Consider the following 13,574-nt stretch of genomic DNA (forward strand, 5'->3'; position numbering starts at 1 on the left):
ACCAGGTTCATCGTCTTCGTGATGTCGAAGGTGATGAACTCGGTGACGTGCGGGGCGGTGAAGGCGGAGCCGACCATCGCCTGCGCGGTGACCTTACGGACCCCCTTGACCGGGATACGGGTCTCCCGCACACCCGCCCCAACAGGAACCCCAACCGCAGCCGGAGCCGCCGCCTGGGCGGGGGCCGGGGCCTCGGCCGGGGCGGCCGTGCCGTTCTGGCTCGCGGGGGCGGCCTGCGCGGCCGCGGCGGCCGCCGCGGCGTGCACGTCCTCGCGGGTCACGATGCCGCCCTCGCCGGTGGGAACGACCACCGCCAGGTCGATACCGAGGTCCTTGGCGAGCTTGCGGACCGGCGGCTTGGCCAGCGGGCGCTCACCCGCGGTGGTCGTGGTGGCGAAGCCGTGGCCGTTGCCGTTCAGGACCACGGCGCCGGCGAGTGCCGCTCCGGCCGGAGCCGGGGTGGCGGTCGGCGCGGCGGCCGCGAAGCCGGCCTGGCCGGCCTCTCCGGCCAGCGGTGCGGGCGAGCCCTTGCGCGGGCGGCGCTTGGTCGAGGCCTGCGAGACGCCGTAGCCGACCAGCACGGGCTGGCGGGCCGCGGCGGCCGGCTCCTCCTCGGCGGCCGGGGCCGCGGCAGCCGGGGCTTCGGCCGGTGCTGCGGCGGCCGGGGCCTCCGCTGCGGCCGCCTCGCCGGCACCGTCACCGCCGACCGCCACCGAGATGATGACCTGGCCGACGTCGACGGTGGTGCCCTCGGGGAAGCGGAGTTCGTGGACCACGCCGTCGAACGGGATGGGCAGCTCCACGGCCGCCTTGGCGGTTTCGACCTCGCAGACGACCTGGCCGTCGGTGACGGTGTCGCCCGGCTGGACGTACCACTTGAGGATCTCGGCCTCGGTGAGGCCCTCGCCCACATCGGGCATCTTGAATTCGCGGATCGTCACAGCGGATCTCCTCAGAACGCCAGCGAGCGGTCGACGGCGTCGAGCACGCGGTCCAGGCCCGGCAGGTACTCGTCCTCCAGGCGGGCCGGCGGGTACGGGGCGTGGAAACCGCCCACCCGCAGCACCGGCGCCTCCAGGTGGTAGAAGCACCGCTCCGTGATGCGAGCAGCGATCTCCGAACCCACGCCGAGGAAGACCGGGGCCTCGTGGACCACGACCAGCCGGCGGGTCTTCTCCACCGACCGCTGGAGCCCGTCGAAGTCGATGGGCGACATCGAGCGCAGGTCCACGACCTCGACCGACTTGCCCTCCTCGGCAGCCGCGGCCGCCGCCTCCAGGCAGACCTTCACCATCGGGCCGTACGCCGCGAGGGTGATGTCGGTACCCGCCCGGGCCACCCGGGCCTCGTGCAGGGCGCCGGGAATCGCCTCGGTGTCGACCTCGCTCTTGTCCCAGTAGCGCCGCTTCGGCTCGAAGAAGATCACCGGGTCATCGGTCTGGATCGCCTGCTGGAGCATCCAGTACGCGTCGCTCGCGTTGCTCGGCGAGATCACCTTCAGGCCCGGCACGTGCGCGAAAAGCGCCTCCGGCGACTCGGAGTGGTGCTCCACCGCGCCGATGCCGCCCGCGTACGGGATCCGGATGACGACCGGCAGCTTGATCTTGCCGAGAGCCCGCGCGTGCATCTTCGCCAGCTGCGTGACGATCTGGTCGTACGCGGGGAACACGAACCCGTCGAACTGGATCTCCACCACCGGCCGGTACCCGCGCAGGGCCAGACCGATCGCCGTACCCACGATGCCCGACTCGGCCAGCGGGGTGTCGATGACCCGCTCCTCGCCGAAGTCCTTCTGCAGACCGTCGGTGATCCGGAAGACACCGCCCAGCTTGCCGACGTCCTCACCCATGATCAGGACCTTCGGGTCCGTCTCCAGGGCCTTGCGCAGCGACTCGTTGAGCGCCTTCGCGATCGACATCTTCTCGACTGCCATGATCAGTGCCCTTCCTCGAACGAAGCGAGGTAGGCCGCGAACTGGGCGCGCTCCTCGTCCACCAGCGCATGCCCGTCCGCGTAGACGTTCTCGAAGATCGCCATCGTGTCCGGGTCGGGCATCGCGCGTACGACCTCACGCACCCGCTTGCCGAGCTGCACGCTCTCCTCCTCCAGCGCGGCGAAGAAGGCCTCGTCGGCCTCGCCGGTCGCCAGCAGGTGGGCCTTCAGGCGCAGGATCGGGTCCTTCGCCTCCCAGGCCGCGCGCTCCTCGTCGCGCCGGTAGCGCGTGGGGTCGTCGGAGGTGGTGTGGGCGCCCATCCGGTACGTGAACGCCTCGATCAGGGTCGGACCCTCGCCCGCACGCGCCCGCTCCAGCGCCCAGCGCGTCACGGCCAGGCAGGCCAGCACGTCATTGCCGTCCACCCGGACACCCGGGAAACCGAAGCCGGCCGCACGCTGGTACAGCGGCACGCGCATCTGGCGCTCGGTGGGCTCGGAGATCGCCCACTGGTTGTTCTGGCAGAAGAACACCACGGGGGCGTTGTAGACCGCCGAGAAGGTGAAGGCCTCGTTGACGTCGCCCTGGCTGGAGGCGCCGTCGCCGAAGTAGGCGATGACCGCGGAGTCGGCGCCGTCCTTGGCCACACCCATCGCGTAACCGGTCGCGTGCAGCGTCTGCGAGCCGATCACGATCGTGTACAGGTGGAAGTTGTTGACCGTGGGGTCCCAGCCGCCGTGGTTCACACCGCGGAACATGCCCAGCAGGTTGGTCGGGTCGACCCCGCGGCACCAGGCCACGCCGTGCTCGCGGTAGGTCGGGAAGATGTAGTCGTCCTCGCGCAGCGCCCGGCCGGAGCCGATCTGGGCGGCCTCCTGGCCCAGCAGCGAGGCCCACAGGCCCAGCTCGCCCTGGCGCTGCAGGGCGGTCGCCTCCCCGTCGAAACGGCGCGTGAGGAGCATGTCGCGGTACAGCCCGCGCAGGTCCTCGGCGGTGATGTCGGAGACGTAGGGGAGAAACTCCGCGTTGTCCGCGTTTTCTACCCGGTCTCCCTCGGGCGTCAGCAGCTGTACGAGCTGGGGCTCGGCACTCTTCGCGGCTGCGGCGGCGGTCTTCCGGGGGCTCGCCCCGGACGCTGCTCGCTTGGTGCCGCTGCTGCGTCGCGGCTTGCGCGCGGCAGTGCTCTCCACGGTCACGTGTGCTCCTCCGTCGGTCCGGCACCCGGGTTCTCCGGGGACCAGTGCGGCTCCGCCTGTATCCGTACCCGCGCACGGGGTGGGTGCGACTCGTACGGGAACACAGGCGTGACAGGTGCCCCGGCGAGTGCCCTGCGCAATGCACGTTACCCAGTGCCTCGCGTAACCGCGAAACCCCATTTGACCTGGGATTTTGCTTGGATTTCCAAGTAAATCCGGGGAATCGGGAACAACCACTGGTCACAGCCTCGCAGGGGGCCGGAACAACGGCACGTTATCCCGGGTAACTCCGGCAGGGAAGGGGTGAGTGTGTGAAACTGACTTCGTGCGCGAAGATGGAAAAATCACGGTATTCCTCCTGGACGACCACGAAGTGGTCCGCCGAGGCGTCTACGAGCTGCTCTCCGTCGAATCCGACATCGAGGTCGTGGGCGAGGCCGGTACGGCCGCCGACGCGCTGGTGCGGATCCCCGCCACGCGGCCCGACGTGGCGGTGCTGGACGTGCGCCTGCCGGACGGCAGCGGCGTCGAGGTCTGCCGCGAGGTCCGTTCCAAGAACGACGACATCAAGTGCCTGATGCTCACCTCGTTCGCGGACGACGAAGCCCTGTTCGACGCGATCATGGCGGGTGCCTCCGGGTACGTCCTCAAGGCGATCCGCGGCAATGAGCTGCTCAACGCCGTGCGCGACGTCGCCGCCGGCAAGTCCCTGCTGGACCCGGTCGCCACGGCCCGGGTGCTGGAGCGCCTGCGCGACGGCAAGAGCGGCAAGGGCGACGACCGGCTGGCCAATCTGACCGAGCAGGAACGCAAGATCCTCGACCTGATCGGCGAGGGCCTGACCAACCGGGTCATCGGCGAGCGGCTGCACCTGGCCGAGAAGACGATCAAGAACTACGTGTCCAGCCTGCTGTCCAAGCTGGGCATGGAGCGCCGCTCCCAGGCCGCCGCGTACGTGGCCCGCCTGCAGGCCGAGAAGCGCTGACCGGCCCGTCCCGGCGCGGCCGGCGGCTCACCCGGCCGTCCGCCCGGCCCTTCCGCCCGGCTGCCCTGCCCTTCCACCCGCCCGGCCATTCCACCCGAGGCGCTGTTCGATTCGGGACCAACGTCCCCGATCCTCGGGGCGGGCTCCTCTTCCCCGGCCCGTGCCGGTACCGGACAGTGGGCTTCATGTCACCGGACGAACACCACGCCATCGAACTGCTGTGCCGGGTGCCGTACGGCCGGGTGGCCACCAGCATGCGCGCGCTGCCCTTCCTCGCCGTCGCCCGCCACGTCGTGGTGGACGGCAAGGTCGTCCTGAGAATGCACGGCGGCTTCGGCTACCACCACGCGTGCAACGGGAGCGTCGTCGCGTACGGCGCGGACAACTTCGGCTCCGGCGACCGGCAGTTGTGGTCGGTCCAGTTCACCGGGACCGCCGAGGTCGTCGAGCCCACCACCGCCGAGCTCGAACTCTTCGGCCCGGGCCCGCACTTCGTGGACGGCGTGCTCTTCGACCCGGTGTACATGCGGATCGAGCCGCAGTTCGTCACCGTGCACACCCTCCACGGCCCCCTCGACCTCGACCGCGCGTACCAGCACGCCCTCTGACGCGGCGGCGGGGCCGGCCGGCCCCGCCGCCGTGCCCCGCCGTCTTCTACTCCTCGCCGCCCACGTTCGTATCCGGGTCCGGCGGCGGCTTCTCCGAGCTCGTACCGGGCGACGGGGTGACCGGCTTCGACCTGGTCGGCGGCGGCGGGGTCGTCACCTCGTCCGACGGGGACGAGGTCGGCGGCGTGACCGACGGCGACGGCGACGGGCTGAGGCTCTGCGAGTAGCTCGGCCGGGACGGGCTCCGGCTCGGCGTCCAGCTGTTCGACGGGCGGGAGGGCTCGCGGGTCTCCTCGGACGGCTCCGTGCTCGGGGTGCTCGGCGTGGGCTGCGGGGAGCTGGGCGGGCTCTGGGTGGTCGTCGTGTCGTCCCGGGGCGTCTTCTTCTCCCCGGCCTTGTCGAGGGCGAAGACCACACCCAGAGCGATGGCGATGACCGCGAGCACCGCGAACAGCCAGATCTTCCAGCGGCCGCCGCCCTGCCCGTCGCCGTGCCCGCCGGAGCCGCCCGCACCGCCGTCGTAGTAGCCGCCACCGCCGCCGGGGAAGGCCGAGCCGTCGTCCGGGTTGAGCGGGGGCACCATCGGCTGGTGGAACTGCGAGGTGGAGGAGTGCGAGGGGTAGCCCGGCTGCGGGCCGGTGGCGCCCATCGGCATGGCGGTGGTCGCGGCGGGGCCCCGCCCGTGCGGCAGCGCCATGGCGACCGGACCGGTGTTCCAGGTGCCGGTGTTGCCGCCCTGATCCTGGAGCATCTGCAGGGCGTACTGGACCAGTCCGCGCATCTCCTCGGCGCTCTGGAACCGGTCGTCGGGGTCCTTGGCCAGCGAACGCATCACCAGGCCGTCGAGCTCGGGCGGCAGGCCCGGCGCGATCTGCGAGGGCGGCACGGGCGCGTCCTGGACGTGCTGGTACACCACCGACAGCGGGGTCTCGCCGGTGAAGGGCGGCCGCAGCGCGAGGAGTTCGTACAGCAGGCAGCCGGTCGCGTACAGGTCGCTGCGGTGGTCCACGGCCTTGCCGAGGGCCTGTTCCGGGGACAGGTACTGCGGGGTGCCCATGACCATGCCGGTCTGAGTCATCGTCGACTGCGCGCCGTGCAGGGCGCGGGCGATGCCGAAGTCCATCACCTTCACCGCACCGGCGTCGGTGATGATGACGTTCGCGGGCTTGATGTCGCGGTGCACGATGCCGTGCTGGTGCGAGTAGGCGAGCGCCTCCAGCACGCCCGAGACGATGATGAGCGCCTGCTCGGGGCCCGGGGCCTCGGCGCTGATCAGCAGGTCCCGGATGGTGCGGCCCTCGACCAGCTCCATGACGATGTACGGGACGGTGTTCGGACCGACCCGGTCCTCGCCGGAGTCGTACACGGCGACGACCGCATGGTGGTTGAGGCCGGCCACCGACTGCGCCTCACGCGTGAAGCGGGCCTTGGAGACCGGGTCCTCGGCGAGGTCGGCGCGCAGCAGCTTGACGGCGACGGTGCGGCCCAGCCGGACGTCCTCGGCGGCGAACACCTCGGCCATGCCACCGCGGCCCAGCCGGTGGGTGAGCCGGTAACGGCCGTCTCCCACCAGGCCGCCGGCTCCCCAATGCGAAGGATCCTCGGCCATCCCGGCGCCACCTGCCTCGGGTTCGGGTGCCATCAGTCCTCGCCGTCATCTCTCTCGGCCGCGCGTGCGGTGCTCTCGTCTGTGGGGTGCTCCGATGAACGCTACAGCCTCTGCGCCGGTCACTGTTCGGGCACGGACGGGCCGTGACCGTGCGACAACCACGTGGTCACGGAACGGGCACCTGGCTTGACGTGCGCTTGCCCTCCGGCAGACTGGGCGCGACACAAGCGTGGCGAGGGGAAGCAAGAGTCATGAGCCAGGACGGCACTGAGGGCCGGTACGCAGGCCGTTCCCTGGCCGGTGGCCGTTACCAGCTAAGGGATTTGCTGGGCGAGGGCGGCATGGCGTCCGTCTATCTCGCCTACGACGCGGCACTCGACCGGCAGGTGGCGATCAAGACCCTGCACAGCGAGCTGGGGCGCGAGGCGTCCTTCCGCGAGCGGTTCCGCCGCGAGGCCCAGGCTGTAGCGAAACTGTCGCACACCAACATCGTCTCGGTCTTCGACACCGGCGAGGGCGACCTGGACGGCACGATGATGCCGTACATCGTCATGGAGTACGTCGAGGGCAAGCCGCTCGGCTCGGTGCTGCAGGCGGACATCGCCCAGTACGGCGCGATGCCGGCGGACAAGGCGCTGAAGGTGACGGCCGACGTACTGGCCGCGCTGGAGACCAGCCACGACGTCGGCCTGGTGCACCGTGACATCAAGCCGGGCAACGTGATGATGACCAAGCGCGGCGTGGTCAAGGTCATGGACTTCGGCATCGCCCGCGCCATGCAGTCCGGGGTCACCTCGATGACCCAGACCGGCATGGTGGTCGGCACCCCGCAGTACCTGTCGCCGGAGCAGGCGCTGGGGCGCGGTGTGGACGCCCGCTCCGACCTGTACTCGGTCGGCATCATGCTGTTCCAGCTGCTCACCGGCCGACTGCCGTTCAACGCGGACTCGCCGCTGGCCATCGCGTACGCGCACGTGCAGGAGGAGCCGGTCGCGCCCTCCTCCATCAACCGGTCCGTCTCGCCGGCGATGGACGCGCTGGTGGCGCGTGCGCTCAAGAAGAACCCGAACGAGCGCTTCCCCACGGCGGCGGCGATGCGCGACGAGATCGCGCGGGTGCTGTCGGCCGGGCAGACCGGTGCTCCGGTGATCGTCCAGGGCGGGCCCGTGAACAGCGGGGCGGGGGTCGGGTCGGCGGTGTTCCCGCCGGTGGACTCCTCGCTGCCGCAGCCGCCGCCGCAGGCGGTGCAGCAGCCGTACCAGCCCTCTCCGTACGCGACTCCGGCGCCGCAGCAGCACACGCCGCCGCCGCCGGTGCAGCACACGCCCCCGCCGGTGCACCACCAGACCCCGCCGCCGCAGCAGGGTTACGCCTACCCGCCGCAGCAGCAGTACGCGCCGCAGACCCCGCCGCCGTTCACCATTTCGCCGGTGGCGCAGCAGCCCGCTCGGGCGGCCGCGGCGGCCGACGGGAAGCGGAACATGCCGGTCGTGGTCGGTGCCATCGCGGTGGCGCTGCTGGCGATCGGCGGCCTGATCGCGGCGGTGTCGATGGACGGGGACGACGACCCGGGCGGCAACGACAACGCCCAGGGCGGGACCGGCGCACCGGCGACCGCCGGCACGGGCGGCACCGGGTCGGACAAGCCCGGCTTCAAGGGCCCGGACACCTCGCGCACCATCGAGACGGAGAAGTGCAAGGAGGCGTCCAAGCACTGGGACGACCCGAAGAAGGTCAACGCCCCGGACTTCCGGTACAAGAACCTGACCTCGGTGAAGGAGTGCCTCCAGTCGGCCGGCTGGAAGATCAAGCTGCAGGAGCGGGACGAGGCGGTGTACGGCAAGGACACGGTCCTGGAGCAGCTGCCGGCGGCCGGTGACCCCGTGGACAAGACCGGCACGGAGTTCACCCTGGTCGTGTCCACCGGCAACCCGCAGTAGGAGGCGCGGGCGCCGGTTCGCCGGAGCGCCGCGGGCCTGAGGACGGGCGCAGGCCCGGGAGCGGGCGCAGGCCCGGGCGCCGTCCCGGAAGCGGGCGTCGGCGGCTTCGCGTGGTGGCGGGTCCTGTGGGGCCTGCCGCCAACTGCGCCCCGGATGCCGGATTTGCCCCACCATGCCACCCTGAGCCTGACATCTCGCCTGTGCTGTTCGGGACGGGAGGGGCTCCCCGTGACACGATCCCGCATGCTCCACTGGCCCGCCGTGGCGGCGCTCGGCTGCGCCGTCCTGCTCCCGGCGGCAGCGCCTGCGTACGGACTGGCCTGCACGGCCGGCGGGGCCGTCCACCGGGACGACCCGCACGACCGGACCGGCCAGGGCACTCACAGCAGCCGGAGCAGTCTCGGCACCGAGGACGACGACCCCCGCGAGCTGGCCGGCAGTCCCGCCGGCGCCGGGCGGGAGCGGCCCGGGCGCCCGGCCGGCGAGCGCGCGAACCCCGAGGCCCTCCTCGCCGCCCGGCCGGTACCGCTACGCCCCAAGCCGCCGCCCCCGCCACCCCCGCAGCCCCCGCCGCCCCCGGCGGCCCGCCCCGAGGCCGTTCCCGAGCCCGAGGTCGAACTCGAACCCGACGCCCCGCCCGCCCCACCCGTGGCGCTCGGCACCGAGCCCAACGCGCGCGCCGCCGATCTGGCCGCCCACATACTGCCGCTCGGCACCGGATTCGCCCTGATGGGCGTGGGTCTCGGCTTCATCGGAATCCGTCTGCGCCGCGGCTGACCAGCGGCCCGTCCGCGGCCGACCCGCAGCCGGTCCACGGCTGGCCGACGGCTGGTCCCACCGCAGTTCGACGGCCGGTTCACGGCCGGTCCCCCTTGAGATGTACGCCTCGGGGCGGTTGCAGCCCGGAGCATACTCGGTATACATACTCAGTATGTCGATCCGTCACGGCCTTCTCGCCCTGCTGGAACGCGGCCCCCGGTACGGCTCCCAGCTGCGCACCGAATTCGAGTCGCGCACCGGCTCCACCTGGCCGCTCAACGTCGGGCAGGTCTATACGACCCTCGCCCGTCTCGAGCGGGACGGCCTCGTCGCGCCCGGCGGCGAGGACGATGCCGGCCACACGCTCTACGCCATCACCGACGCCGGCCGCGGCGAGCTCCGGTCCTGGTACGAGCGGCCCGTCGACCGCACCCACCCACCCCGCGACGAGCTGTCCATCAAGCTCGCCATGGCCGTGGGCGCTCCCGGCGTGGACATCCGCGCCGTGATCCAGGCCCAGCGGCACGCCACGATCAAGGCGATGCAGGACTACACCCGGCTCAAGGCGCAGGCGCTCGCCGCGATCGAGAGCGGGCGGTCCCGGGAGCGGGACGACGTGGCCTGGCTGCTCGTCCTGGAACAGCTGATCTTCCAGACCGAAGCGGAGGCGCGCTGGCTCGACCACTCCGAGACCAGGCTGGTGCGGCTCTCCGTCCTGGCCGAACGGGGAGCCGAGGCCGCCGCGCCACAGGCCACCACTTCCACCACCCCGACGCCGGCCGCCACTGCGGCCCCCACGCCGACTCCGACGCGTACGCCGGCGCCGACCCGACCTCGACCCTGACCCCGACCTCAACCATTCGGCCTCCGGCCCGCACACCGCGGGGCCGAACCGTCCCAGGGGGGACCACACCACATGCCTGACCAGCTCCACTCCCAGCAGCGGCAGCCCGTGCTGCAACTGCAGCAGCTCACCCGCGTGCACGGCAGCGGCGCCACCGAGGTGCACGCCCTGCGCGGTATCGACCTGGCCGTGTACCCGGGCGAACTCGTCGCCGTCATGGGCCCGTCCGGCTCCGGCAAGTCCACGCTGCTCACCCTGGCCGGCGGGCTGGACAAGCCGACCGACGGCCAGGTGATCGTCGAGGGCACCGACATCACCACCGCCAACCGCAAGCAGCTGGCCGCGCTGCGCCGCCGCAGCATCGGCTACGTCTTCCAGGACTACAACCTCATACCGGCCCTGACCGCCGCCGAGAACGTGGCTCTGCCCCGCGAGCTGGACGGGATCTCGGCCCGGAAGGCCCGGGGCTCCGCGCTCGCCGCGCTGGAGGAAATGGGTCTCGGCCAGCTCGCCGACCGCTTCCCCGACGAGATGTCCGGCGGCCAGCAGCAGCGCGTGGCCATCGCCCGCGCCCTGGTCGGCGACCGCCGCCTGGTGCTGGCCGACGAGCCCACCGGCGCCCTGGACTCCGAGACCGGTGAGTCCGTACTCGCCCTGCTGCGGGCCCGCTGCGACGCCGGCGCGGCCGGCATCCTGGTCACCCACGAGCCGCGGTTCGCGGCCTGGGCCGACCGGGTGGTCTTCCTCCGCGACGGCAACGTGGTCGACGAGACCCTGCGCGCCGAGGCCGACACGCTGCTCTCCGGGCGGGCGGGCGGCCAGTGAAGTCCTGGTACCACTCCTGGATCGCGGCCATCCGGATCGCCCGCCGCGATGCCTGGCGCTCCAAGGGCCGCAGTCTGCTGGTCCTCTCCATGATCGCGCTGCCGATCCTCGGCGTGAGCGCCGCCGACCTCACCCTGCGCAGTGCCCAGCTCTCCCCCGAACAGCGGCTGGAGCGGGTCCTCGGCGAGGCCGATGCCGAGGTGAAGCTCTCCGGCATGGGCGGCACGCCCATCTACCAGGCGCCGGAAGGGGACAACTACGCGCCCGTCGGCGGCTTCGAGGACGGGCCCGGCATCGTGGAGCGCTCCGAGGACCGGCCCGAGGACCTCAAGTCGGCTCTGCCGCCCGGGGCACAGACCGTCAAGGACTCGTCGGGCTACGCCAAGGTCCGCACCCGGCACGGTCTGCTGGACACCTCCCTGCGCGAACTGGACGTGGCCGGCCCGCTGGTGAAGGGCCTGATCACGCTGGACCGCGGCCGGCTGCCCGAACGGGCCGGTGAGATCATCGCGACCAACGCCTTCCTCGAGAACTCCGGCCTCTACGTCGGTTCTTCGGTCACTCCGCGCGGCACCACCACCTCGTACAAGATCGTCGGCGCGTACGAGATGCCCGACCGGCTCAAGGAGAGCCAGCTGCTGGCGCCTCCCGGGACCCTGCTGACCCCGCTCGACCAGGCCCTGCAGGCCGCCGGGCTGCGCGGTGTCGGCGCCGAGGACACCTACCTCGTCAAGGTCGGCGGGGAAGGTTTCACGTGGAACATGGTCAAGGAGGCCAACGCCAAGGGCGCCGTGGTCGTCTCCCGCGCCGTCGTCCTGAACCCGCCCGCCGACTCCGAGGTGCCGCTCTACACGCAGCAGCCGAAGGACGCCTACGCGCCCGGCGCGGCGAGCCGGGCCACCGAACTGGCCATTCTCGCCACCGTCGTCGGCCTGGCCATGCTGGAGATCTGCCTGCTGGCCGGCCCCGCCTTCGCGGTGGGCGCCCGCCGGTCCCGCCGCCAGCTCGGCCTGGTCGGCGCCAACGGCGGTGACCGCAGCCACATCCGGGCGATCGTCCTCTCCGGCGGCCTGGTCATCGGCGCAGCCGCCGCGGTCACCGGCATCGTCCTCGGCGTGGTGCTGACCTTCGCGCTGCAGCCGGTGCTGGAGAACCAGCTCGGCAACCGCTTCGGCAGCTTCGACGTCCGCCCCCTGGAACTCGCCGGGATCGCCCTGCTCGCCGTCCTCACCGGCCTGCTGGCCGCGATCGCCCCGGCGGTCACCGCCTCCCGGCAGACCGTGCTCGCCTCGCTCACCGGGCGGCGCGGAGTGCGCCGCGCCAACCGGGTGCTGCCCGTCATCGGCCTGGTCGCGGTCGCCCTCGGCGTCGCCATCGCGCTGCTCGGCACGATCGGCCAGATGGGCTTCGTCGTCGTCGCGGGCGGCAGCGCCATCGCCGAGCTGGGCATCGTCGCCCTCACCCCGGTGCTGGTCGGCCTGTTCGGCCGGATCGGCCGGTGGCTTCCGCTGTCGCCCCGGCTCGCCCTTCGGGACGCCGTCCGCAACCGGGGGCGTACGGCCCCGGCCGTGGCCGCCGTACTGGCCGCGGTGGCCGGCACGGTCGCGGTGGCGACGTACCAGCACAGCCGGGACGTACAGATGCGCCACGAGTACGTGGCCCAGCTGCCGGACGGCTCCGGGCGGGTCACGCTCAACGAGGCGGGCGGACACCGGGACATCCCGGCGGTCCGGGACGCCGTGTCCCGGCAGCTGCCCCTGGCGGTCCGGGCCGATGTGGACCGGATCTCCGTCGGCCGGCCCGACTGCGAGCCGTACTCGTCGGACAAGGGCTGCGGCCGGGCCGAGATCGTGGTGCCCAAGGAGCAGCGCTGCCCGCTGTACGAGGGGCCCAAGGGGCCGGACGCCTTCACCGAGGCCGAGGCGCGCGCCCTGCGCTCCGACTGGCGCTGCCGGTCCGGTTCCCCGCACTACTCCGAGTACGAGACCGTGGTCGCCGACGGGAAACTGCTGACCGCGCTGGCGGTCACCGACCCGGGTACGGTCAGGGCGCTCGCCGAGGGCAAGGCCGTTTCCTTCGACCGGCAGAACATCAAGGACGGCAAGGTCACCATCCGGATCGTCACCGACCTGGCGAAGGCCGACGAGGCCGGGCAGCGCGGCGAGGAGGCACCCGGCGAGCAGAAGGTCATCCCGGTCCACCAGGCACCCGACAGCGCCAGTGCCTGGGGCTTCAAGCTGATCCTGCCGCCCGCCACCGCCAAGGCGGCCGGGTTCACCATCGTCCCGTACGGCTCGTACTTCACGCTGGACGGGAAGGCCAGCAGCCAGCAGCGGCAGAAGCTGGACGGAGAGCTCGACCGGATGGGCGTCGACGCGACCGTGCAGATCGAGGCCGGATACCAGGGCGGCACGGGCATGGCGATGCTGGTCCTCACCGTCTTCGCGGGCCTGGTCACCATCGGCGCGGCCGGTATCGCCACCGGACTCGCCCAGGCCGATGCCGAGGCGGACCTCAAGACCCTCGCGGCGGTGGGCGCGGCCCCGCGCGTACGGCGCACCCTCAGCGGATTCCAGTGCGGGGTGGTCGCGGCGATGGGAGTCGTCCTGGGCTCCGCGGCCGGCGTGCTGCCGGCGATCGGCCTCCGGCTGACCGAGCGGCGCGACCAGCTCGCCTGGTACGAGGAGGCCATCGCCCGCGGCTACAGCGACGGCGCGACCAAGCCGTTCGTGCCCGTGGCGGTGCCCTGGGAGACACTCGGGGCCCTGCTGGTCATCGTCCCGCTGGGCGCGGCCCTGCTGGCCGCCCTGGTCACCCGCTCCAGTGGCGCGCTGGCCCGCCGGGCCGCGGGCTGAGGCGTCTCGTGCCCCCGTGG

General features: G+C 72.4%; 11 protein-coding genes. 7 read left to right on the top strand and 4 right to left on the bottom strand.

Going from position 1 to position 13,574, the window contains the following annotated elements; all coding sequences use genetic code 11:
• The 3 genes from AB0447_RS09610 to pdhA form a co-directional block, all read right to left on the bottom strand.
• Positions 1–920, bottom strand: a 920-nt coding sequence (locus tag AB0447_RS09610) for a biotin/lipoyl-containing protein (RefSeq protein ID WP_366476215.1), incomplete at its 3' end; no start/stop codon positions are given.
• Positions 921–952: 32 nt separating this feature from the next.
• Complete coding sequence (locus AB0447_RS09615) at positions 953–1,933, bottom strand: alpha-ketoacid dehydrogenase subunit beta (protein WP_366476010.1); 981 nt, start codon at positions 1,931–1,933, stop codon at positions 953–955.
• A 2-nt stretch (positions 1,934–1,935) separates the two neighbouring features.
• On the bottom strand, positions 1,936–3,129 hold the full coding sequence (gene pdhA, locus AB0447_RS09620) for a pyruvate dehydrogenase (acetyl-transferring) E1 component subunit alpha (protein ID WP_366476011.1): 1,194 nt from the start codon (positions 3,127–3,129) through the stop codon (positions 1,936–1,938).
• Positions 3,130–3,454: 325 nt separating this feature from the next.
• On the opposite strand from pdhA, the gene AB0447_RS09625 reads away from it, so the two are divergent.
• Complete coding sequence (locus AB0447_RS09625) at positions 3,455–4,114, top strand: response regulator transcription factor (protein WP_366476012.1); 660 nt, start codon at positions 3,455–3,457, stop codon at positions 4,112–4,114.
• Positions 4,115–4,299: 185 nt separating this feature from the next.
• Positions 4,300–4,722 (top strand): pyridoxamine 5'-phosphate oxidase family protein, encoded by a 423-nt coding sequence (locus AB0447_RS09630; protein ID WP_366476013.1) that lies wholly within the window; start codon positions 4,300–4,302, stop codon positions 4,720–4,722.
• A gap of 46 nt (positions 4,723–4,768) precedes the next feature.
• On the opposite strand, the gene AB0447_RS09635 is transcribed toward AB0447_RS09630, so the two are convergent.
• Positions 4,769–6,364, bottom strand: coding sequence for a protein kinase (locus tag AB0447_RS09635; protein WP_366476014.1), 1,596 nt, complete (start codon positions 6,362–6,364; stop codon positions 4,769–4,771).
• A gap of 218 nt (positions 6,365–6,582) precedes the next feature.
• On the opposite strand from AB0447_RS09635, the gene AB0447_RS09640 reads away from it, so the two are divergent.
• The 5 genes from AB0447_RS09640 to AB0447_RS09660 all read left to right on the top strand — a co-directional run bounded on the left by AB0447_RS09640 (position 6,583) and on the right by AB0447_RS09660 (position 13,554).
• The gene (locus AB0447_RS09640) at positions 6,583–8,271 is read left to right on the top strand and encodes a protein kinase (protein ID WP_366476015.1); all 1,689 of its coding nucleotides are present in this window, start codon (positions 6,583–6,585) and stop codon (positions 8,269–8,271) included.
• 228 nt (positions 8,272–8,499) lie between these two features.
• A complete protein-coding gene (locus AB0447_RS09645) occupies positions 8,500–9,048 on the top strand; it encodes a hypothetical protein (RefSeq protein WP_366476016.1) in 549 nt (182 codons plus the stop codon).
• 154 nt (positions 9,049–9,202) lie between these two features.
• Positions 9,203–9,874 (top strand): PadR family transcriptional regulator, encoded by a 672-nt coding sequence (locus tag AB0447_RS09650; RefSeq protein WP_366476017.1) that lies wholly within the window; start codon positions 9,203–9,205, stop codon positions 9,872–9,874.
• 72 nt (positions 9,875–9,946) lie between these two features.
• Positions 9,947–10,699, top strand: coding sequence for an ABC transporter ATP-binding protein (locus AB0447_RS09655; RefSeq protein WP_366476018.1), 753 nt, complete (start codon positions 9,947–9,949; stop codon positions 10,697–10,699).
• Entirely contained in the window at positions 10,696–13,554 is a 2,859-nt protein-coding gene (locus AB0447_RS09660) for an ABC transporter permease (RefSeq protein WP_366476019.1), read from the top strand. The genes AB0447_RS09655 and AB0447_RS09660 overlap by 4 nt, the downstream gene beginning before the upstream one ends.
• The last annotated feature ends 20 nt before the right edge of the window (positions 13,555–13,574 follow it).

Origin of the sequence: Streptomyces sp. NPDC051211, from assembly GCF_040689505.1 — a bacterium.
Taxonomy (GTDB): Bacteria; Actinomycetota; Actinomycetes; order Streptomycetales; family Streptomycetaceae; genus Streptomyces.